20 protein-coding genes are annotated in these 20,654 nt (G+C 63.7%); 11 read left to right on the top strand and 9 right to left on the bottom strand.

Translation table 11 applies throughout. The annotated features are described in order from the left end of the window. From nadB to radC, 4 genes are all read right to left on the bottom strand, one after another. Window positions 1-1,602 (bottom strand): L-aspartate oxidase, encoded by a 1,602-nt coding sequence (nadB, locus tag ACUXH0_RS04615; protein ID WP_004631994.1) that lies wholly within the window; start codon window positions 1,600-1,602, stop codon window positions 1-3. Window positions 1,603-1,780: 178 nt separating this feature from the next. Continuing rightward, on the bottom strand, window positions 1,781-1,951 hold the full coding sequence (gene rpmG, locus ACUXH0_RS04610; protein ID WP_003262397.1) for a 50S ribosomal protein L33: 171 nt from the start codon (window positions 1,949-1,951) through the stop codon (window positions 1,781-1,783). A 13-nt stretch (window positions 1,952-1,964) separates the two neighbouring features. Further along, a complete protein-coding gene (gene rpmB, locus ACUXH0_RS04605) occupies window positions 1,965-2,198 on the bottom strand; it encodes a 50S ribosomal protein L28 (RefSeq protein WP_004631999.1) in 234 nt (77 codons plus the stop codon). 180 nt (window positions 2,199-2,378) lie between these two features. Next, window positions 2,379-3,053 (bottom strand): RadC family protein, encoded by a 675-nt coding sequence (radC, locus tag ACUXH0_RS04600; protein WP_182593694.1) that lies wholly within the window; start codon window positions 3,051-3,053, stop codon window positions 2,379-2,381. A 119-nt stretch (window positions 3,054-3,172) separates the two neighbouring features. Between radC and ACUXH0_RS04595 the strand changes: the two genes are divergently transcribed. The 7 genes from ACUXH0_RS04595 (at window position 3,173) to ACUXH0_RS04565 (ending at window position 10,115) form a co-directional block, all read left to right on the top strand. Then, on the top strand, window positions 3,173-3,661 hold the full coding sequence (locus tag ACUXH0_RS04595) for an FKBP-type peptidyl-prolyl cis-trans isomerase (RefSeq protein WP_004632003.1): 489 nt from the start codon (window positions 3,173-3,175) through the stop codon (window positions 3,659-3,661). Window position 3,662: 1 nt separating this feature from the next. Beyond that, window positions 3,663-4,646 carry a 4-hydroxy-3-methylbut-2-enyl diphosphate reductase gene (gene ispH / locus ACUXH0_RS04590; RefSeq protein WP_004632005.1) on the top strand — a complete coding sequence of 328 codons (984 nt, stop codon included), beginning with the start codon at window positions 3,663-3,665 and terminating at the stop codon, window positions 4,644-4,646. A gap of 453 nt (window positions 4,647-5,099) precedes the next feature. After that, a complete protein-coding gene (locus ACUXH0_RS04585; RefSeq protein ID WP_004632007.1) occupies window positions 5,100-6,305 on the top strand; it encodes a branched-chain amino acid ABC transporter substrate-binding protein in 1,206 nt (401 codons plus the stop codon). 210 nt (window positions 6,306-6,515) lie between these two features. Beyond that, window positions 6,516-7,451: a branched-chain amino acid ABC transporter permease gene (locus ACUXH0_RS04580; RefSeq protein WP_012436246.1), complete on the top strand. Its 936-nt coding sequence runs from the start codon at window positions 6,516-6,518 to the stop codon at window positions 7,449-7,451. Between the two features lie 13 nt (window positions 7,452-7,464). After that, window positions 7,465-8,592 (top strand): ABC transporter permease subunit, encoded by a 1,128-nt coding sequence (locus tag ACUXH0_RS04575; RefSeq protein WP_004632011.1) that lies wholly within the window; start codon window positions 7,465-7,467, stop codon window positions 8,590-8,592. Between the two features lie 13 nt (window positions 8,593-8,605). Then, window positions 8,606-9,382, top strand: coding sequence for an ABC transporter ATP-binding protein (locus ACUXH0_RS04570; RefSeq protein WP_009241299.1), 777 nt, complete (start codon window positions 8,606-8,608; stop codon window positions 9,380-9,382). A gap of 16 nt (window positions 9,383-9,398) precedes the next feature. Beyond that, on the top strand, window positions 9,399-10,115 hold the full coding sequence (locus ACUXH0_RS04565) for an ABC transporter ATP-binding protein (protein WP_009241298.1): 717 nt from the start codon (window positions 9,399-9,401) through the stop codon (window positions 10,113-10,115). A gap of 66 nt (window positions 10,116-10,181) precedes the next feature. Here the strand turns inward: ACUXH0_RS04565 and ACUXH0_RS04560 are convergent, their stop codons facing one another. The 3 genes from ACUXH0_RS04560 to ACUXH0_RS04550 form a co-directional block, all read right to left on the bottom strand. Next, window positions 10,182-10,658 (bottom strand): GNAT family N-acetyltransferase, encoded by a 477-nt coding sequence (locus ACUXH0_RS04560; RefSeq protein WP_182593695.1) that lies wholly within the window; start codon window positions 10,656-10,658, stop codon window positions 10,182-10,184. An 81-nt stretch (window positions 10,659-10,739) separates the two neighbouring features. Next, window positions 10,740-11,927, bottom strand: coding sequence for an acetylornithine transaminase (locus ACUXH0_RS04555; protein ID WP_182593697.1), 1,188 nt, complete (start codon window positions 11,925-11,927; stop codon window positions 10,740-10,742). Window positions 11,928-12,198: 271 nt separating this feature from the next. Beyond that, window positions 12,199-13,248, bottom strand: coding sequence for a CDP-6-deoxy-delta-3,4-glucoseen reductase (locus tag ACUXH0_RS04550; RefSeq protein WP_004632022.1), 1,050 nt, complete (start codon window positions 13,246-13,248; stop codon window positions 12,199-12,201). Window positions 13,249-13,330: 82 nt separating this feature from the next. Between ACUXH0_RS04550 and ACUXH0_RS04545 the strand changes: the two genes are divergently transcribed. Both ACUXH0_RS04545 and ACUXH0_RS04540 read left to right on the top strand, forming a co-directional pair. Then, window positions 13,331-14,332, top strand: coding sequence for an NAD-dependent epimerase/dehydratase family protein (locus tag ACUXH0_RS04545; protein WP_182593805.1), 1,002 nt, complete (start codon window positions 13,331-13,333; stop codon window positions 14,330-14,332). Between the two features lies 1 nt (window position 14,333). Then, entirely contained in the window at window positions 14,334-16,001 is a 1,668-nt protein-coding gene (locus ACUXH0_RS04540) for a GGDEF domain-containing protein (RefSeq protein WP_182593699.1), read from the top strand. Between the two features lie 2 nt (window positions 16,002-16,003). On the opposite strand, the gene ACUXH0_RS04535 is transcribed toward ACUXH0_RS04540, so the two are convergent. Further along, window positions 16,004-17,821, bottom strand: a complete 1,818-nt coding sequence (locus tag ACUXH0_RS04535; protein WP_182593701.1) for a chloride channel protein — start codon at window positions 17,819-17,821, stop codon at window positions 16,004-16,006. 4 nt (window positions 17,822-17,825) lie between these two features. Then, window positions 17,826-18,263, bottom strand: coding sequence for a MarR family winged helix-turn-helix transcriptional regulator (locus ACUXH0_RS04530; RefSeq protein WP_004632030.1), 438 nt, complete (start codon window positions 18,261-18,263; stop codon window positions 17,826-17,828). A 243-nt stretch (window positions 18,264-18,506) separates the two neighbouring features. Between ACUXH0_RS04530 and ACUXH0_RS04525 the strand changes: the two genes are divergently transcribed. Both ACUXH0_RS04525 and ACUXH0_RS04520 read left to right on the top strand, forming a co-directional pair. Then, window positions 18,507-19,451: a TIGR03571 family LLM class oxidoreductase gene (locus ACUXH0_RS04525; RefSeq protein WP_024972278.1), complete on the top strand. Its 945-nt coding sequence runs from the start codon at window positions 18,507-18,509 to the stop codon at window positions 19,449-19,451. Continuing rightward, complete coding sequence (locus ACUXH0_RS04520; RefSeq protein WP_024972279.1) at window positions 19,448-20,650, top strand: MFS transporter; 1,203 nt, start codon at window positions 19,448-19,450, stop codon at window positions 20,648-20,650. The genes ACUXH0_RS04525 and ACUXH0_RS04520 overlap by 4 nt, the downstream gene beginning before the upstream one ends. The last annotated feature ends 4 nt before the right edge of the window (window positions 20,651-20,654 follow it).

Here is a 20,654-nt window from a genome sequence, read left to right as displayed (position 1 = left end):
TCAGCGTTTCCGGGCGATCTGCCGATGGGTCGGCTGCATGACCGTCGGCAGTGCCTTGGGTAGCGTTTCGGGGTAGTCGCGCGAGAAATGCAGGCCGCGGCTCTCATGCCGTGACAGCGCACTGTCGACGATCAGCGAGGCGGCCTCGACGAGGTTGCGCAGCTCGAGCAGATCGTGGCTCACGCGGAAGTTGGCGTAGTACTCCGTAATCTCTTCGCGCAACAGCGCAATGCGGTGCTGCGCCCGCTCCAGCCGCTTGTTCGTGCGCACGATGCCGACGTAGTTCCACATCATGCGACGCAGTTCGTCCCAGTTGTGCGAGACGACGACTTCCTCATCGGGATCGGTCACGCGGCTCTCATCCCACGCGGGAATCTGCACCGAGGTCGGGTTCGAGGGCGGCTGCGCCAGGATGTCTTCCGCCGCGCCACGCCCGATCACCATGCATTCCAGCAGCGAATTGCTCGCCAGCCGGTTGGCGCCGTGCAGGCCGGTGTAAGCAGTCTCGCCAACGGCGTACAGGCCGGCGATATCCGTGCGCCCGAGGTGGTCTGTGACCACACCGCCGCACGTGTAGTGCGCCGCCGGCACGACCGGAATCGGTTGGCGCGTGATGTCGATGCCCAGCTCCAGGCAGCGCGCCATGATGGTCGGGAAATGTTCCTTGAGGAACGCCGGGCTCTGATGGCTGATGTCCAGATAGACGCAGTCCAGCCCACGCTTCTTCATCTCGAAGTCGATCGCGCGGGCGACGATATCGCGCGGAGCCAGTTCGGCGCGCTCGTCGTGCGCGGGCATGAAACGCGTGCCGTCGGGCAGGATCAGCTTGCCGCCTTCACCGCGCACGGCCTCGGTAATCAGAAACGATTTCGCGAACGGGTGGTACAGGCACGTGGGGTGGAACTGGATGAACTCCATGTTCGCCACGCGGCAGCCCGCTCGCCACGCCATGGCAATACCGTCGCCGCTGGCCGTGTCCGGATTCGTCGTGTAGAGATAGACCTTACCCGCACCGCCCGTGGCCATCACGGTTTGGCTCGCGGTAATCGTCTTGACATGGCCCGATGCAATGTCGAGCGCGTAGAGGCCATGGCAACGCATGCCCGGCCGACCCAGCTTCGCATCGGTAATCAGGTCGATCGCGAAGTGGTCTTCCAGCAGCGTGATGTTCGGGTGGTTGCGTACCTTCTCAACCAGCGTCGTGACGACGGCATGGCCGGTGGCATCGGCTGCGTGGATGATGCGTCGATGGCGATGGCCGCCTTCGCGTGTCAGGTGGAAGCCGAGTTCGGCCTGCTCATCGCGCGTGAAAGGCACGCCGTGGCCGATCAGCCATTCAATGGCCGAGCGCCCGTTCTCGACGATGTAGCGGGTAGCCGCTTCATCGCACAGTCCTGCGCCAGCGATGAGCGTGTCGTCGACGTGTTCGTCATGGCTGTCGCCCGAATCGAGCACGGCGGCAATGCCGCCCTGCGCCCAATCGCTGGCGCCTTCCGGCAGGCTGCGTTTGCTGATGACGACCACGCGGCGGTGATCGGCTAGGTGCAGGGCGACGGTCAGGCCCGCCAAGCCGCTGCCAACAACGGCAACATCGAAATTCATGGAAGACACGGAACGCGGTTCAGACGCAACTGGTGAATAACACAGTCGCGTGTCAATCGGAAAGAGGAGCAGTGTACACCGCAGCATGCGCCAAACCGCAGGCAACAAAAAACCCGCTTGAAAGCGGGTTTTTGCTGTCGGTCATGCCGACGGAAACAAGATACGCAATCCGCGCGGATTACTTGATCTTGGTTTCCTTGTAAGCGACGTGCTTGCGGGCGACGGGATCGAACTTCATGATCTCCATCTTTTCCGGCTTGGTGCGCTTGTTCTTGGTGGTCGTGTAGAAATGACCCGTACCTGCGGTCGATTCCAGCTTGATCTTGTCGCGTCCGCCTTTGCTGGCCATGTTTAACTCCTAATTAGACTTCGCCGCGTGCGCGCAGGTCCACGAGCACTTCGTCGATGCCTTTTTTATCGATCAGGCGCAGACCAGCGTTCGAGACGCGCAGGCTGACCCAGCGGTTTTCGGATTCGACCCAAAAGCGGCGATTCTGCAGGTTCGGCAGAAAACGGCGCTTGGTCTTGTTGTTTGCGTGGGAAACGTTATTGCCGACCATCGGCGCTTTCCCGGTCACTTGACAGACGCGTGCCATGGAGCACTCCTAACTAAATTCGTTGGCTACAGTTTGCGACCGGGCGCTGGGACCAAAACCAAGCGCAGCGCCACTGTAGAGGTGGGACTTCAGCGAAACGCGGATTATACACACAAAACCGCTGACAAATCAACGAGATCGATGGATTGCCGTTGGGCCCCGTGCGATGCGGCATCGGCACTACATTTTGCCGTGTTCGAGAAAGCCGTAGACGTGGTTGCGGCCGACGATCATGTGATCCAGGACGATCACGTCGAGCATTGCCAGCGCGCGGCACAGTTCGCGGGTCAGGATGACGTCGGATTCGCTGGGTTCAGTGTTGCCGGTGGGGTGGTTGTGGGCCAGGATCACGGCGGCTGCATTGTGATGTAGCGCGCGCTTTGCGATCTCGCGCGGGTAGACGCGGGCTTCGGTCAGCGTGCCGCGGAAGAGTTCTTCCCAAGCGATCAGCCGGTGCCGTACATCTAGAAAGAAACAGGCGAACATTTCATGCGGGCGGTGGCCGAGTGTCAGGCGCAAGAAATCCTTCACGCTTTGTGCGGATTCAAAGGTCTGACCCTGCGTGAAGTCTTCTTTCAGTGCACGCCGGGCAACTTCCAGCAGCGCGTGCAGTTGTGCGTATTTGGCGGGGCCCATGCCGTTGATCGACGAGAACTCCTGTTGAGAGGCATGACACAGCCGCGCGAGGGACCCGAAGTGCGCGAGCAGTTCGCGGGCGAGGTCGACGGCGCTTTTGCCTGGCACGCCCACGCGCAGGAAGATGGCTAGCAGCTCCGCATCGGAGAGCGCAGCGGGGCCGTGGGCGAGCAGTTTTTCACGCGGCCGCTCGTGGGCGGGCCAGTCGACGATTGCCATAGGGTTGGGATGCGCGGAGGAAAGGCCCTGCCAGCGGGAGTGCGGCGCGCGTCGCGCCTGCGGCAGCGCGGAGGGCTGACGTACAATAACGGGTTACTTTTTGGTCAAGCAGGTTGAGCGTGCAAAATTTGGTGAACGAGGCGTCCGCGGCGACGCCAAGCGGCACAGGTAAGGTGGTTGGCCCGGATTCCTTTCTGACGCTGCACTACCGCATCGCGCTGGAAAACGACACCGACATCGTTACCACCTTCGACGACAAACCGGCCACGCTGCTGCTCGGCCAGGGCCAGATGGCGCCCACGCTGGAGCAGGCGCTGCTTGGTATGCGCGAGGGCGAGCGCACGACGTTCCGGCTGGCACCGGAGCATGCGTTCGGCCCACGCAATCCGGAACTGCTGCAGCGCGTGTCGCTGGCCACGCTGCGGGAGAACTCCTCGTTCGAAGAGGATTACCAGCCGGGCGACCTGGTTGAGTTCAATGCGCCGAGCGGCGGCAAATATGCCGGTGTGCTCAAGGAAGTGGGCGAGACCTCGGCATTGTTTGACTTCAACCACCCGCTGGCCGGCCAGACGATCGTGTTTGAAGTCCAGCTGATCGGCATCCTCTGATATGAGCAACGCTGTGAACGCCCCGCTCGATCCCATTGATCCTGTCACCCAGGCCGACGCCGAGGTCTTGCTGGCGCAGCCGCGCGGCTTCTGCGCCGGCGTGGATCGTGCCATCGAGATCGTCGAGCGCGCGCTGGAGTTGTTTGGCGCGCCGATTTACGTTCGTCACGAGATCGTGCACAACGCTTATGTGGTTGGCGATCTGCGCAACAAGGGCGCGGTGTTCGTGCAGGAACTCGACGATGTGCCAGTGGGTGGCACGGTCATCTTCAGTGCGCACGGCGTGTCACGGGCGGTGCGTGAGGCGGCGGAAGCGCGCGGCCTGCGCGTGTTCGATGCGACCTGCCCGCTGGTGACCAAGGTGCACGTGGAAGTCTCGAAGATGCGTGCGCAGGGTTTCGAGATCATCATGATCGGGCACAAGGGCCATCCCGAGGTGGAAGGCACCATGGGGCAGGCCAACGACGGCATGCTGCTGGTTGAGTCCGTCGATGACGTTGCGCATCTCGAGGTGAAAGACCCGACGCGTCTGGCCTACGTGACGCAGACCACGCTGTCGGTGGATGAGACCCAGGAGATCGTGGCGGCCATCAAAGCGCGCTTTCCGGCCGTGCACGAGCCCAAGAAGCAGGACATCTGCTACGCGACGCAGAATCGCCAGGACGCCGTGAAGTTCATGGCGCCGCAGGTGGAAGTGGTGATCGTGGTCGGCAGCCCGAACAGCTCGAACTCGAACCGCCTGCGTGAACTGGCCGAAAAGCTGGGCGTACCTGCCTATATGGTGGATACACCTGAACAGGTGCGCCCCGAATGGGTGGCTGGCAAGCGCCGCGTGGGCCTGACCGCGGGGGCGTCGGCACCCGAAGAGCTGGCGCAATCGATTGTCGATCGGCTCAAGGCGCTGGGTGCACGCACCGTGCGCCCGCTCGACGGTATTCAGGAAAACATGTCTTTCCCCCTTCCGAGGGGGCTTCAAATCAATTGAATCCCTTTATGTAAATGCCCACTTAAAAGCGCACAAAAACGGTGCGCCCTAATGCGGTGCATAAAGCGCTTTTGAGGAATCGACGGCCACTTCTCCGGGAGTGGCCGTATTGTTTTGTGCGTCGCAAAAACCTCGTCAATACCGGCGAAGCCTTGATTTGCCGTGGCAATTGCCCGCCAAGCCGCATGAATAGGGGGTTTCCCCTACTCTGGCACGCTTCTTGATTAGCCTATGCGCCGTTCGCGAATGCCTGCGCGAAATGACGCCTGTTTGGGCATTGGGGAAAGCCCGTAAAGCGGCGTAGTTACAGTAAAAATCGTTGTTGCGACGCGTATTGCATCCGCAATAAAAGGGGATACAATTCGCGCGTTTCAAATTGAAACAATCGGCGCGGGGGGAGCGGCCGGGAGGCAGGACGCTCTTCTTGCTCTTGCGAGATCTAGGAGATCACTCATGCAAATTAAGTTTGCCAAAGTTCTGCCGCTTGCGGCTGCCGTGGCACTCGTAGCAGCTTGCGGTAAGAACGAGGAAAAGCCCGCAAACCAAGCTGCTGCACCTGCAGCAACGTCGGCTCCGGCGGCGGCTGCCGGCGGCGAGACCGTCGTCAAGATTGGTCACGCGGCTCCGCTCACGGGCGGTATCGCTCACCTTGGCAAAGACAACGAAAACGGTGCTCGTCTGGCCGTTGAAGAAGCCAACAAGGAAGGCCTGACCATCGACGGCAAGAAGATCAAGCTGGAACTGGTCGGTGAAGACGATGCAGGCGACCCGAAGACGGGCACCGCCGTGGCGCAGAAGCTGGTTGACGAGCACGTTGTTGCCGTCGTCGGCCACCTGAACTCGGGCGTTTCGATCCCGGCCTCGAAGATCTACAGCGATGCAGGCATCGTGCAGATCTCGCCGTCGTCGACGAACCCCGACTACACCAAGCAAGGCTTCAAGACGACCTACCGCGTGGTGGCCACCGACGCGCAGCAAGGCCCGGCACTGGCGAACTACGCCGCCAAGACCCTGGGCGCCAAGACCGTGGCAATTGTTGACGATGCCACCGCCTACGGTAAGGGCCTGGCTGACGAGTTCGAGAAAACCGCGAAGGCCGACGGCGTGAACGTCGTGGCGCGCGAGGCGACCAACGACAAGGCCACCGACTTCAAGGCCATTCTGACCAAGATCAAGGGCAAGAAGCCGGACGTGATCATGTACGGCGGCATGGACGCCACCGGCGGTCCGTTCGCCAAGCAAGCCAAGGAACTGGGCATCACGGCCAAGATCGTTGGCGGCGACGGCGTGTGTACCGACAAGGTGGCCGAACTGGCTGGCGACGCGATCGACAACATCGTCTGCTCGGAAGCAGGCCTGGCGCTGTCGAAGATGGAAAAGGGCGCGGACTTCGAGAAGAAGTACCAAGCGCGCTTCAACACGCCGGTGCAGATCTACGCACCGTTCACGTATGACGCCGTCAACGTGATCATCGACGCGATGAAGCGTGCCAACTCGACCGACGCTGCCAAGATCCTGGCTGCCATGCCGGCAACCAACTACAACGGCGTGATCGGCAACATCGCGTTCGACGACAAGGGTGACCTGAAGCAAGGTTCCATCACCCTGTACAACTACAAGGACAAGAAGAAGAGTGTTCTTGACGTTGTGAAGATGTAATCGAAGGGTTATCCGCCCTAAAAACGGCACCGCGACTACCCCTGCGGTGCCGTTTTTTATAGCCTCGCCAATGAAACAAGGCCCTCACCATGGGCGTGTCGGCAGGCCGCTTACCAGCAACCTCACCTTACCCATCCGATTGATCGCATACCTTGCGGGCACGTCATCCCGTCGCCTACAACAAAGCAAGGCATAGCAGGAGCTGTTCTCATGGATATCTTTATCCAGCAGATCGTGAACGGTCTGGTGCTCGGCAGCATTTACGCGCTGATCGCACTTGGCTACACCATGGTCTACGGTATTCTCGGCATCATCAACTTCGCCCACGGCGATGTTCTGATGGTCGGTGCAATGTCTGCCCTGACCGCCATCAACTTCCTCCAGAAGTACTTCCCCAATCTGCCTGACTGGCTCACGCTGGTGTTCGCGTTGCTGTTTGCCATGCCGGTCTGCGCCATCGTGGCTTACACCATCGAACGTGTCGCTTACCGGCCGCTGCGCAACGCGCCGCGCCTGGCGCCGCTGATCACCGCCATCGGCGTGTCGATCGTGCTGCAGACACTCGCGATGATGATCTGGTCGCGCAACCCGCTCACCTTCCCGCAACTGCTGCCTTCGAGCCCGATTGATATCGGCTCCACGGGTGCAACCATTACGGGCAAGGAAATCGTCATCATCCTGGTGTCGATCCTGGTCATGGTCGGGCTGATCCTGCTGGTCAACCGCACCAAGCTCGGCCGCGCGATGCGCGCGACCGCCGAGAACCAGCGTGTGGCAGGCCTGATGGGCGTCAACCCGAACTTCGTGATCTCTGCCACCTTCATGATTGGTGCTGCCATGGCTGCGGTTGCAGGCGTGATGATGGCGACCAACTACGGCAATGCTCACTTCTACATGGGCTTCATCCCCGGCCTGAAGGCGTTTACCGCCGCGGTGCTGGGCGGCATCGGCAACCTGGCAGGCGCCATGGTTGGCGGCATGCTGCTGGGCCTGATCGAAGCTCTGGGTGCCGGTTATATCGGTGATCTGACAGGCGGTGTGTTCGGTTCGAACTACCAGGATGTGTTCGCATTCATCGTGCTGATTGGCGTGCTGCTGTTCCGCCCGTCCGGCATCATGGGCGAACGCGTTGCGGACCGCGCATAAGAAGGGGAGCGCCATGACAGAAAATTTCAAAGCGCCGATGAAGACGCGCGCCGCGTTGTACGGCTTCCTGATCCTTGCGATCTTCGCGCCGTTCATCGTGGGCGCCGCAGGTGGCAACTACTGGGTGCGCGTGCTGGACTTCGCACTGCTGTACATCATGCTGGCCCTGGGCTTGAACATCGTGGTGGGCTTTGCCGGCCTGCTCGACCTGGGCTACATCGCGTTCTATGCGGTGGGTGCCTATATGATGGCGTTGCTGGGTTCGCCGCACCTGTCCAATCAGTTCGAGTGGATCCACAACCTGTTCCCCAACGGGCTGCACCTGATCGTATGGTGGGTGATTCCGCTCGGTGCCGGGCTGGCGGCGCTGTTCGGCATTCTGCTGGGCACGCCGGTGCTGAAGCTGCGCGGTGACTACCTCGCCATCGTGACGCTGGGCTTTGGTGAAATCATCCGGATCTTCATGAACAACCTCGACCGTCCGGTGAACATCACCAACGGCCCGAAGGGCATCAACCTGATCGAGCCGGTCAAGATCTTCGGGTTCGACTTCTCGAAGCGCCATGATTTCTTCGGCATCCGCTTCGACTCGGTCTACATGTACTACTACCTGTTCGTGATCCTGGCCGCGATCATCATCATCGTGTGCCTGCGGTTGCAGAACTCGCGTATCGGTCGTGCATGGGTGGCGCTGCGTGAAGATGAAATCGCCGCCAAGGCGATGGGCATCAACACGCGCAACATCAAGCTGCTGGCCTTTGCGATGGGTGCGTCGTTTGGTGGCGTGTCGGGTGCGATGTTCGCGTCGTTCCAGGGCTTCGTGTCGCCGGAATCGTTCGTGCTGTGGGAGTCGATCTACATCCTGGCGATCGTGGTGCTGGGCGGCATGGGCCATATCCCGGGCGTGATCCTGGGCGGCATTCTGCTGGTCGGTTTCCAGGAACTGCTGCGTGCGCTGGCCGAGCCGGTGCAGAACAAGCTGTTCGGCCATGTGATCGTGGAAGCGGAAGTGCTTCGTCAGCTGCTGTTCGGCCTGGCGATGGTGGTGGTGATGCTGTATCGCCCGTCGGGCCTGTGGCCCTCGCCGCGCAAGGAAGACCGTCCGCAAAAGCAGCGGGCTGGTGGACTGTCCCGTATCTGATGGAGGCACGCACATGAGCAATAACAACGTCCTCCTCTCGATCCGAGGAGTCCAGAAGCGTTTCGGCGGCCTGCAAGCGCTGTCCGACGTGAGCCTGGAAATTCGCGAAGGCGAAATCTACGGTCTGATCGGCCCGAACGGCGCCGGCAAGACCACGTTCTTCAACGTCATCACCGGCCTGTATACGCCTGACGCGGGCGAGTTCGTGCTGGGCGGCACGCCCTACCAGCCGACCGCCGTGCACGAAGTGGCGAAGGCCGGCATTGCGCGCACGTTCCAGAACATCCGCCTGTTCGGCGACATGACCGCGGCGGAAAACGTCATGGTGGGCCGCCACGTGCGCACCAAGGCGGGGCTGATCGGCGCGGTGTTCCGCACCAAGGCGGCACGCGAGGAAGAGCAGTCCATCGAAGACTGGGCGCATGATCTGCTGGACTACGTCGGCATCGGCAAGTACGCCAACTACACGGCGCGCAACCTGTCGTACGGCCACCAGCGTCGTCTGGAAATCGCCCGTGCCCTGGCCACGCAGCCCAAGCTGCTGGCTCTGGACGAGCCGGCCGCCGGCATGAACGCCACGGAAAAGGTGGAACTCCGTGGCCTGCTCGACAAGATCCGTTCCGACGGCAAGACCATCCTGCTGATCGAGCACGATGTGAAGCTGGTGATGGGCTTGTGCAACCGCCTGACCGTGCTGGATTACGGCAAGGTGATCGCACAAGGCTTGCCACATGAAGTGCAGAGCAACCCGGCCGTGATCGAGGCCTACCTCGGCGCGTCAGCGCACTGACGCAGAGGAACGGAATATGAAACCAGTAATGTTGAAGATCGACAGCCTGAAGGTCGCTTACGGCGGCATCCAGGCGGTCAAGGGCGTGGATCTGGAGATTCGCGAAGGTGAGCTGGTCACGCTGATCGGTGCCAACGGCGCCGGCAAGACGACCACCATGAAGGCCATCACCGGCCTGCAGGGCTGGGCCGGCGGTGACGTGCAGTATCTGGGCAAGTCCATCAAGGGCGTGCCGAGCTACAACCTGCTCAAGCAGGGCTTGGCGATGGTGCCGGAAGGCCGCGGCGTGTTCGCGCGCATGACCATCGTCGAGAACCTGCAGATGGGTGCCTTCACGCGCAACGACGAGGCCAACATCAAGGCCGACATCGACCGCATGTTCGGCATCTTCCCGCGCCTGAAGGAACGTGCAAACCAGCTGGCCGGCACGATGTCGGGCGGCGAGCAGCAGATGCTGGCCATGGCGCGTGCGCTGATGAGCCAACCGAAGCTGCTGCTGCTGGACGAGCCGTCGATGGGTCTCTCGCCGATCATGGTGGAGAAGATCTTCGAGGTTGTGCGCGACATCTCGGCGCAAGGCGTGACCGTGCTGCTCGTCGAGCAGAACGCGCGCCTGGCTCTGCAGGCGGCGCACCGCGGCTACGTGATGGACTCCGGTCTCATCACCATGAGCGGCGATGCCAAGCAGATGCTGGACGATCCGAAAGTGCGTGCTGCCTACCTGGGCGAATAAGCACCTTCAAGCACCATGGAAAAGCCCCGCAATTGCGGGGCTTTTTCTTTGCGCGTGCCCCACGTTTCAGGCGCATGCCACCGTGTAGATGTTCGGCCGATGCAATTGCATGAAACCGACGCCCCCAGGCACATCGGTAAAGCCATGCTTGCGATAGAGCCAGTCGGCGCCCGTGGTGACCAACACGGTCCTGCGCAGTGTCTGCAAGTCCGGGTGCTCACGCAGGAACTCCATCAGCGCGTGCGATACGCCTTTTCCACGCCAAGCCGGCACCACGAACACATCGCACAAGTACGCGAACGTCGCGCGGTCGGTGATGACCCGCGCAAAGCCCACGAGGTCGCCATGCGAACCATCGTCGTCCAACCGATAGGCGGCGAAGCACAGTGAGTTTGCGACCGACCGATCGAACACATCGCGCGGCAGGCCGAGAGCCCAGAACGTTTCCTGCGACAGGAAGTTGAAGATGTCGTCCAGCGGGAGCCACGCGGAATCATCGGACAAAACGATCCCCGTGGCCGGCACTTCTCGCGTCACGGCCATGGCAAACCTCAGGGTGGGAACAGGGGTATAGGGCGATGCAGGGCGACGCATTGCGCGCCGCCCCAGGGTATGCAGTACGCCTTAGGCGTGCGCCTTCAGCAGCGTGCGCAGCATGCCGATCATCGTGTCGATTTCTTCGGTCGTCACGTTCAGCGCGGGCATGAATCGGAGGATGTTCGGACGCGGGGCGTTCAGCAGCAAGCCCGTCGGGTTCATCCCGCGTGCAGCTTCGACCAGTTGGCCGCCGATGTCCTTGCCGAGCAGCAGCGCGCGCAGCAGGCCGTTACCGCGCTCGCCGGCCAGACCGAACTCTTCGCTCAGCTTGAGCAGTTGCGTGCGCAGATAGGCGCCGCGTTCTTCCACGCCAGCCAGGAAGCCCGGGGCCAGGAGTTGCTCGATCACCGAGCAGCCGACGGCCGTCATGAGCGGGTTGCCGTTGTAGGTCCCGCCCTGGTCGCCGGCTTCAAAGCTGGCGACTTCATCCGTGCACAGCAGGGCCGACAGCGGTACACCACCGCCGATGCCCTTGCCCAGCGTCATGATATCCGGCTCGATGTTCGAGAGCTGATAGGCGAAGAGGGTCCCGCAGCGGCCGCAACCGGCCTGCACTTCATCAACGATCAACAGGATCTTGTGCTTCTTGGTCAGCGCACGCAGCTGCTGCATGAATTCCGGCGTGGCCGGCAGCACGCCGCCTTCGCCTTGGACCGGCTCAAGCATCACGCCGACAGTCTCGTCGGTGATGAGCGCTTCCACCGAGGCAATGTCGTTCAGGATGGCTTTCGGGAAGCCCGGCACCTGCGGCGCGAAGATGGTGTCCCAGCCGGCCTTGCCCGACGCGCTCATGGTGGCGAGCGTGCGGCCGTGGAAGCTGTGGTCGAACGTGATGATCTGGAAGGCGCCGTTCTTATGCTTCTTGCCCCACTTGCGGGCGAGCTTGATGGCGCCTTCGTTGGCTTCGGCGCCGCTGTTGGCGAAGAACACCTTGTCGAAACAGCTGTGCGCCGTCAGCAGGCCGGCCAGCTTGGCCATCGGCTCGTTGTAGAACGCCGGGCTCGGGTTGATCAGCTTCCGGGCCTGCGCGTTCAGCGCTTCGATCATGCCGTCGTTGGAGTGGCCGAGGCAGTTGACAGCCCAGCCTTGCACGAAGTCCAGGTAGCGCTTGCCGTTGTGGTCCGTCAGCCACGAGCCCTTGCCTTCGGTGAAGACGATCTCGGGCCGGTTGGTGATGTACATCAGGGACTGGACGGGGTAGTCAGCAAACGCCATGGCAAAGCTCCAGAAAAAGGCGGCAGGAAGATGAAAAAGCGGAAAAACGCGAGTTGGAAAAAGACAAAGGCCACGGGGGTCGCCCCGTGGCCTTGTGATCGTCGAATCCTGTGAACCCGATATGCAATCAGCAGACAGCCGCGTGGCTTCCCGGAGGGAGCAACGTACGGCGGCGTCGGAGGTGCAGGGCTTGGTTCATAAGGCGCAAGAATAAGACGGATGCCAAGTCAAGTCAAAACGAAATTTTGGCCTTCTTTGGATTTGTGCAACGTCAGCCGGCCGGGTGGAGGTCCGCCTCTGAGGTGAAGGAATCGGCGAAGAACGCATCCGGGTGCATCCCGCACTGGGCGGCGAAATCCGCGCGGGCCGAATTGATCACTACCGGCGCGCCGCAGGCGTAGACCTCGTGGCCAGACAGATCGGGGTGGTCTGCCATCACGGCTTGGTGGACGAAGCCGGTGCGGCCCGTCCAGGCGTCTTCGGGCAGGGCGTTGGAGACGACCGGCACGTAGGTGAAGTTCGGCAGCGTGCGCGCCCATTCTTCGGCCTTGGCGTGCATGTACAGGTCTTGCGGGCGGCGCCCGCCCCAGTACAGCGTCATGGGGCGCGTGCTGCCGATGAACTGGGCATGCTCGATGATCGCCTTGATGGGCGCGAAGCCAGTGCCCGAGGCCAGCAGGATGATCGGCTTGTCGGACTCTTCACGTAGGAAGAAGCTGCCCAGCGGGCCTTCGAAGCGCAGGATGTCGCGCTCCTTCATGGCCGGAGCGCCTTCCTTGGCGCCGAACACGTAATCGGTAAATACGCCGCCCGGCATGTGGCGGATGTGCAGCTCGATCGGGCCGTCGTCGTGCGGCGGGTTGGCGATCGAGTAGCTGCGGCGCTTGCCGTCGCGCAGGAGGAATTCCACGTACTGCCCGGCCAGAAATTGCATACGCTCGGTGGCAGGCAGTTGCAGCTTGACGATGGTGACGTCCGGCGCGGCCTTTTCCAGTGACGCGACGCGGCACGGAATCTTCTTGATGGGGACATCGCCGGCGCCATGCACCTCACGCACTTCAATGGTGACGTCAGTGGCGGGTGTGGCGCAGCAGAACAGCGCCCGGCCTTCGGTGGCCTCCTGGGCGGAGAGCGCGTTGGGGGAGTGCGTTCCCTGGACGATGGAACCTTCGCGCACGTTGCCCTTGCACGAGCCGCACGCGCCGTTCTTGCAGCCGTACGGCAGGCCGATACCCTGGCGCAGCGCTGCTGCAAGGATGGTCTCGCCGTCTTCGGCCTGGAACTGGCGGCCGCTGGGCAACACGTTGATCTGGTAAGCCATACTACAATCCGAGAATATGTTGAAAAGAGTGTCTGGTCGCCCGTCTGGGCATGCAATGGTGGTCAATCCGGCAGCACGTCCGATGGTGAATCAGTTAGTCGTTCGGCCATCCAAATCCGCACTACGCTTGGGCCTTCCCCGCGTGCTGATCGTCGGCTGCGGCGACGTCGGGCAACGCTGCCTGGCGATGCTCCGCACGCGTTTTCGCGTCTTTGCCGTCACCTCGCGCCTTGAAGGTCGAGCTTCGCTGCGCGAAGCCGGCGCCGTGCCGATTGTCGCCAATCTGGACGATGCCGCATCGCTGCGCCGCCTGCGAGGGTTAAGCCCCCGCGTGCTGCATCTGGCACCGCCGCCCACTGTCGGCAACGATGATCCACGTACGGCCGCGCTGCTGCATACGCTGGCGCAGCCGTCCCCGAATTCCGCCGCCACAAAACGTCGCATTTTACCCGAGCGGGCGCGCAGGACGGGTGGCCTCACTGGCCGCTTGAAAACTCACCTCCAAGCGCGCGCGTTCGTGTACGCCAGCACCAGCGGCGTCTACGGCGATGCGGCTGGCGCCTGGGTCGACGAATCCCGCCCGGTGAAGCCAACCACGGCGCGTGCCCAACGCCGGGTCGCGGCCGAGCGGCGCGTGCGCTGGTTTGGCGCGGGCGGCGGCTGGCGCACGTCGATCTTGCGCATCCCCGGCATTTATGCGGCGGATCGGCTACCCATCGCGCGGCTCGAACGCGGTACGCCCGCCTTGCGCGCGGAGGACGATGTCTACACCAACCACATTCACGCCGACGACCTGGCGCGCGCGGTCATTGCCGCCCTGTTCCGAGGGAAACCGCAGCGCGTGGTGCATGCCAGCGACGCGTCCGAGCTCCGTATGGGGGACTACTTTGACGCGGTGGCCGACGCGCGCGGCTTGCAGCGGCCACCGCGCATTTCGCGAGCCGAGGCCGTCCAGAAGATCGAGCCTGCGCTGCTGTCCTTCATGAGCGAATCGCGCCGGCTGCGCAACACGCGGCTTGCGCGCGAGTTGCGCGTGGCGCTGCGCTACCCGACGGTGGCGGATTTCCTGAGCAGCGAGGTCTGACGTGAAGGCGCCTGAGCCCGCCCCTGCAACGTCGTCGCACGGCGCCTGGCTGCCCGTTGCGCCGCTGGCGCTTTGGCTGTCGGTGGCGGTGGTGGGCGTAGGCGCCTCATGGTTTGCCGCCTGTTTCGTGGCGGATTCGATGGGTGCGCGCGACATGCAGCAGATGGTCGATGCGCGGCGCCAGTTGGCTGCGCAGGTAGCGGAGGGAATGTCGAGCCAGATCACCGCCGACGTGGCCCTGCTGCGCGCGCTGCCGCAGACGCTCGCGCAGATCGACGCCATCCCGCGCGCGGTGGCGCGCGTCGACACCCGGCGCTGGAACCTGATGGACCAGGGCTCATGTGCCGAAGAGGCGATGTCGCACCCGGAAGTGGTCGACATCGATGCTTTCCTCAACGCCACCGCAGGCAATCTCGGGCTGGACTACGTGTGGGTCGTGAACCAACACAATTACGTGGTGCTGGCCAATAACGCCGGTCATGCCGATTCGTTCGTCGGCGTGCAGTTGAGCATGCAGCCGTACATGAAGGAGGCGATGCTGGGTGGCCTGGGCGAGCAGTTCACGATCGGCCCGGTGACGGGCGTGCCGGGCCTGTTCTTCGCCGCGCCGGTATATGACGCCGGAGGTTACCTGGTCGCAACAATGGGCACCAAGGTGAGCCTCGCGAGGCTGCAGCACTGGGTATCGCACCCGACATCGTTGGTGACCGATCCGAACGGCTTGATCATTCTGTCGACCGATGCATCGCTGGTCGGCAAGGTCCTGCCGGATGCTCGCCTGCAGCACATGGGCGCCAGCGACCGGTACAACGCCTACCAACGCGTCGACTTCGAGCCCTGGCCCTATCAGCCTACCGCGAAGGCGCATCGCGATGTGCCCGCCTGGGTGCCGGCCGAGGTGCGCGATACGCTGGCCTGGCGGGAGGGCAGTGCGATGCCATCGCTGACCGTGTCGCGCAATGCCAGTGCGGACCTCACGGTCGTCGTGGCCGAGCCGCTGCCGGCGTGGGGCCAGCAGATCGCCAACCATGCGCGCAACCGCATGATCGGCTTTGTGTTGTTCGTGAGTGTGTTGGTGACGTTCGCGCTGGTGGCGTGGTCTTTGGTGCGCGAGCGGCAGCACCACCGCGTGACGCGCCATCTGAACCAGCGGCTGCAGCGCACCAACAGCGCGCTCGCCAACGAGGCGCATTTCGATCATCTGACCGGTGTGCTGACGCGCCGCCGCTTCCTGGCGCTGTTCGATACGGTGCTCGCGCGTGCGCACAATCGTGCCGAACCACTTGTGCTCGTGCTGGCCGATCTGGATCACTTCAAGCGCATCAATGACACATGGGGCCACGCTGTGGGGGACATGGCGCTGCAGCGCTTTGCGTCGCTTGCCACAGGCGCGCTGCGCAGCAGTGATCTGGTGGGGCGCTTGGGCGGCGAGGAATTCGCCATGGTGATGGGCCGCACCACGCTGGAAACCGCCACCGAGGTGGCGGAGCGCCTGCGTACGGCGGTGGCCGAGACGGACGGAAGCTTCCCGACCGGGCTGTCGATGACCGTCAGCATGGGCATGACGGTCTGCCGGCCGGGCGATACCGCATCGGAGATGCTCAAGCGCGCCGATCTGGCGCTGTATCGCGCCAAGGAAAGCGGGCGTAACCGGCACGTGGCCGGCTGACATTACCGCGCGACGCGGCCTGCGCGCCGACGGCGCAGTTCAAGATGCGTGCGCGTGCCTGACAGCGGCACACGGCGGAAGCGCTCGCGGCGCTGTTCTTCATCAAAGAACGCGAGCGACGGCTTGACCAAATCGCTGCGCGAGACAATGCCCACCAGCGCGCGTGATTGTGAATCGGCCACCACCGGCAGCCGCTCCAGCCCATGCACTGCCAGGCGCGTGGCGACGATGCGGCAGGTCTCACCGGGCAGCGCCATCACGGGGGCATTCGCACCAAACAACTCGGCCACGGTGACGGCACCGCGCTTCTGGCCCGCCAGCAGCGCATCGCGGTCGAGCATGCCGATCAACGTGCCATTCGGCCCACCTTGCACCACGGGAAACGCTCGGTGCGCCTGCGTGGCGCCGAAGCGGTCGGCGAGTGTATCGGCCAGCGTGGCCTGCGCGTCGATGGTCTGCACCGAACGCGTCATCACCTCATCCACGGCGTGGCGCTCGAGCGGGTCGACAGCGTATTCGCGATAGATGTGGAAGCCGCGGCGCGCGATCTTCTCGGTCATGATCGAGCGCGGCATCGTCAGCACGACAAAGCCGTAGGACACTGCCACCGCCAGCAGAATCGGCAGCAGCGCGTTCACATCGTGTGTGAGGCCGAAGGCGAAGACGATGGCCGTGAGCGGGGCGCCCAGCACACCGGCCAGCATGGCCGCCATGCACACGAGCGGCCACAGGCCCGGGTCGCCGCCGGGCAGCACTGGGCCGATCAACACTCCCAAGCCGGCGCCCATCATCAGCAACGGGGCAAGCACCCCACCCGACGTGCCCGAGCCCAGCGCGATCACCCAGATGATGGCCTTGACCACCAGCAGCGCCAGCGCCACCCGGATGGCGAGATGGTTGTGCAGCAAATCGCCGATGACGTCGTAGCCGACACCCAGCGCACGCGGCTCGAAATAGCCGCCGATGCCGACCACCAGGCCACCGAGGGCCGGCCACCACATCCAGTGGATCGGCAGGCGGCCGAACAGGTCTTCGGTCTTGTACAGCGCCATCGACAGCGAGCGCGCCAGCGCGCCGCACAGCAATCCGGCGACCACGCACGAGCCCAGCGCAGGCAGCGTCGCGGGTGCGGTGTCCAGCGGGAAGAGGGGGCCGGGCTCCAGCACCAGTACACGCAGGAAGCCCGCCACCGCGCATGCCACCGCCACCGGCAGCATGCTGCGCGGGCGCCATTCGAACAGCAGCAACTCCACCGCGAGCAGCAGCGCGGCCACGGGCGTGCCGAACACGGCCGTCATGCCGGCCGTGGCGCCAGCCACCAGCAGCGTCTTGCGCTCGGCGGACGTCAGCTTGAAGAACTGCGCGAACAGCGAGCCGAGCGCGCCGCCCGTCATGATGATCGGGCCTTCCGCGCCAAACGGGCCGCCGCTGCCGATCACGATGCCTGACGACAGAGGCTTGAGCACCGCCACCTTCGGCGACATCTTGCTTTTGCCGAACAGGATGGCCTCGATGGCCTCGGGAATGCCGTGGCCGCGGATCTTCTCCGAGCCGAAGCGCGCCATCAGACCGACGATCAGCCCGCCGATAAGCGGTACCGCAATCACCCAGGCGCCGAGCGTGTTGGTGGCCGGCGAGCGGTCCGCCAGCGACAGCGTCTGGAAAAAGAACAGGTTGGTGAAGAAGCGGATTAGGTTGAGCAGCACCACGGCTGCCAGCGTGGCAAACGCCGCGATGACGACCGCCAGCGCAGTGGTGCGGAACAGCGTGGTGTCGGTCGCAAAGTCGCGCCGATGCGGTTGGTGTTCAAGGGCTTGCATGACGTTACTGCTCGGAGGCGGGTTCGGCGGGTTGATCGAGGTGCGGAAGCTTGAAAGCGCGGCGGAATGCCGACAGCTCGCTCTGGTGCAGCCCGGCCAGCAGTGCGACGAGGTTGTCGCCCTTCCTGGAGAGATGGACTTCGACCTGGCGTGCGTCGGTGTCGCTCTGGCGCCTTTCGACCAGACCCGCTTCTTCGCAGCGCGTGATGAGTGCCGCTGTGCCGTGCGGCGCGGCCTGCAGGCGCTCGGCCAGTTCGCCGACGGTGGCCCATTCGCGCCCGGCATAGCCTTTCACGTGCAGCAGCAACTGATACTGCAGGGGCGTGATGCCCTTGGCGTGGATCAGATCTTCGGAGGCGCGCAGGAAGCGACGCAGGTGGTAGCGGAAATCGGAGAGGTTCTCGAAATCCTGCTTGGACAAAGGGCGTGCGGGGGTGGACATGGCGGAATTAAAAGGTTCGTGGCGGAATATATCACGACATGACATATTTTGGAGAGCGAGCCCTGTTGCAGCGTTGCCAACCCGGCATGCGTTCTGAGTGACACCGATTGTTGATTGGCAATCAAGACTGTTTCGTCGACGGACGGGTTTTTCTGCAAAGGTAGAGCACGCACACTGCGGTCCATGCTCATTGCGCCGGTCGCGGACGCTCCGCCTTCAGCGCCCCTTGAACCGGCTACAACCATGTCCAACGCACTCGACAAACTGACATACGGCGGCTTCAGCATCGGCATTGAGTTGCCGCTCGACAATGATTGGTCTGCTGCCGGCGATGCGAAGCGCCTGCGTGACGGACGCCGCCACGGAGTGCCCGATATCGAACACCACGCAACCCTCGCCAAGCTCGCGGATTCGCTCGACTTTCGTGCCCTGTGGGTGCGCGATGTGCCGGTGTACGACCCCGCATTCGGCGATGCTGCGCAGGTGTTCGAAGTGTTCTCGTACCTGGGCTACCTGGCGGGCATCACGCGCAATATCCTGCTCGGCACGGCCGCCGTTGTGCTGCCGCTACGCGAGTCGCTGCTGACGCTCAAATCGGCCGCAACCATTCAGGAACTGAGCGGCGGTCGTCTGCTGCTCGGCGTGGCAAGCGGAGACCGACCCGTCGAATATCCGCTGTTCGGCCGCGATTTCGAATCGCGCGGTGCGAGCTTTCGTGACCAGACCGCGCGATTGCGTGACGGCGCACGAGGTAGCTTGCCCGCCGGCGTGGAGATTCTGCCGGCCATGCGCACGCCGCTTCCGCTGCTGGTGGCCGGCCTCGCGCAACAGACGCCGGCCTGGATCGGCACACACATGGACGGTTGCCTCGCCTATCCGGGCACGCCCGCCGACCACGCGCAACGCGCCGCCGCATGGCGTGCCGTTGCGGGTGACAAGCCCTACGTGAGCTTCATCCACCTCGACCTGGCGGATGATCCGCACGAACCGCTGCAACGCCATCGCTTTGGCGCACGCGCTGGGCGCATCGCACTCTCCGAGGAGTTGGCTGCAATGCGCGAGGCGGGTGTGCAGCATATCGGGCTGCATTTCCGCCGGAATCGTCGCCCGCTTGCTGAAACGTTTGCGGAAATCGCGGCAGAGGTTCTGCCCGCTTTCCATTCTTCCGCTTTGGAGTACACCGCATGAACCCCACCCACACTTCCGCCGAGCCCACACGCGGCAGCGCAACGCTGCCGCTGCTCGCGCTTGCCGCCGGCGCCTTTGGCATCGGCACCACCGAGTTTTCTCCGATGGGCCTGCTGCCCGTGATTGCCGACGGCGTGCATGTATCGATTCCGCAGGCAGGCATGCTGATCAGCGCGTACGCCATCGGCGTGATGGTGGGCGCCCCGATCATGACGTTGCTGCTGGCACGCTGGCCGCGACGCAAGGCGCTGATCGCGCTGATGAGCATCTTCACCATCGGCAATTTGCTTTCGGCCCTCGCGCCGGATTACACGACGTTGCTGCTCGCCCGGCTCGTCACCAGTCTCAACCACGGCGCATTCTTCGGGCTTGGCTCGGTGGTGGCCGCCAGCCTTGTGCCGCGCGAGAAGCAGGCCAGCGCCGTGGCCACGATGTTCATGGGCCTGACGATCGCCAACGTTGGCGGCGTGCCGGCCGCGACCTGGCTTGGCCAGGTGATCGGCTGGCGCATGTCGTTTGCCGCCACGGCAAGCCTTGGCCTGATCGCCATTGCGGGCTTGTTCACTGCGTTGCCGAAGGGCGATGCCGGCAAGATGCCCAACCTGCGCGCCGAACTCGCGGTCCTGACGCGTCCCGTCGTGCTGGGCGCGCTCGCCACCACGGTGCTCGGCGCGGGCGCGATGTTCACGCTCTACACGTATGTTGCTCCAACGCTTGCGCAACTGACCGGTGCCTCGCCGGCGTTTGTGACGGCCATGCTGGTGCTGATCGGCATCGGTTTTTCGATTGGCAACATCGCCGGCGGTCGCCTAGCCGATCGCTCGCTCGACGGCAGCCTGATCGGCTTTCTGTTGCTGCTGATCGTGACGATGCTCGCGTTCCCTGTGCTCGCCAAGACGCACATCGGTGCGGCCGCCGCGTTGCTGGTGTGGGGCATCGCCACCTTCGCGGTCGTGCCGCCGCTGCAGATGCGCGTGATGCGTGCCGCGGCTGAAGCGCCGGGCCTTGCATCGTCGGTCAACGTGGGCGCGTTCAACCTCGGCAACGCGCTGGGCGCGGCAGCGGGCGGTGCGGCCATCTCCGCAGGTCTGGGCTATGTGGCGGTGCCCATTGTCGGCGCGGTGATCGCCGCGGCTGGCCTCGCGCTGGTCGGGCTGCATGTCGTGCAGCGCCGGACGCGTCTGGCCATGAACCCCTGATTCG

It is taken from the genome of Ralstonia sp. 110700041-2 (assembly GCF_056280165.1).
The sequence above is the reverse complement of the archived record's forward strand: the minus strand, read 5'-3'. Positions and strand labels throughout refer to the sequence as shown.

Coding starts and splice junctions, on each gene's coding strand:
- nadB (WP_004631994.1), bottom strand. CDS start 1,602: ATGAATTTCGATGTTGCCGTTGTTGGCAGCGGCTTGGCGGGCCTGACC.
- rpmG (WP_003262397.1), bottom strand. CDS start 1,951: ATGGCCAGCAAAGGCGGACGCGACAAGATCAAGCTGGAATCGACCGCA.
- rpmB (WP_004631999.1), bottom strand. CDS start 2,198: ATGGCACGCGTCTGTCAAGTGACCGGGAAAGCGCCGATGGTCGGCAAT.
- radC (WP_182593694.1), bottom strand. CDS start 3,053: ATGGCAATCGTCGACTGGCCCGCCCACGAGCGGCCGCGTGAAAAACTG.
- ispH (WP_004632005.1), top strand. CDS start 3,663: ATGAGCAACGCTGTGAACGCCCCGCTCGATCCCATTGATCCTGTCACC.
- ACUXH0_RS04585 (WP_004632007.1), top strand. CDS start 5,100: ATGCAAATTAAGTTTGCCAAAGTTCTGCCGCTTGCGGCTGCCGTGGCA.
- ACUXH0_RS04580 (WP_012436246.1), top strand. CDS start 6,516: ATGGATATCTTTATCCAGCAGATCGTGAACGGTCTGGTGCTCGGCAGC.
- ACUXH0_RS04575 (WP_004632011.1), top strand. CDS start 7,465: ATGACAGAAAATTTCAAAGCGCCGATGAAGACGCGCGCCGCGTTGTAC.
- ACUXH0_RS04570 (WP_009241299.1), top strand. CDS start 8,606: ATGAGCAATAACAACGTCCTCCTCTCGATCCGAGGAGTCCAGAAGCGT.
- ACUXH0_RS04565 (WP_009241298.1), top strand. CDS start 9,399: ATGAAACCAGTAATGTTGAAGATCGACAGCCTGAAGGTCGCTTACGGC.
- ACUXH0_RS04560 (WP_182593695.1), bottom strand. CDS start 10,658: ATGGCCGTGACGCGAGAAGTGCCGGCCACGGGGATCGTTTTGTCCGAT.
- ACUXH0_RS04555 (WP_182593697.1), bottom strand. CDS start 11,927: ATGGCGTTTGCTGACTACCCCGTCCAGTCCCTGATGTACATCACCAAC.
- ACUXH0_RS04550 (WP_004632022.1), bottom strand. CDS start 13,248: ATGGCTTACCAGATCAACGTGTTGCCCAGCGGCCGCCAGTTCCAGGCC.
- ACUXH0_RS04545 (WP_182593805.1), top strand. CDS start 13,331: ATGGTGAATCAGTTAGTCGTTCGGCCATCCAAATCCGCACTACGCTTG.
- ACUXH0_RS04535 (WP_182593701.1), bottom strand. CDS start 17,821: ATGCAAGCCCTTGAACACCAACCGCATCGGCGCGACTTTGCGACCGAC.
- ACUXH0_RS04530 (WP_004632030.1), bottom strand. CDS start 18,263: ATGTCCACCCCCGCACGCCCTTTGTCCAAGCAGGATTTCGAGAACCTC.
- ACUXH0_RS04525 (WP_024972278.1), top strand. CDS start 18,507: ATGTCCAACGCACTCGACAAACTGACATACGGCGGCTTCAGCATCGGC.
- ACUXH0_RS04520 (WP_024972279.1), top strand. CDS start 19,448: ATGAACCCCACCCACACTTCCGCCGAGCCCACACGCGGCAGCGCAACG.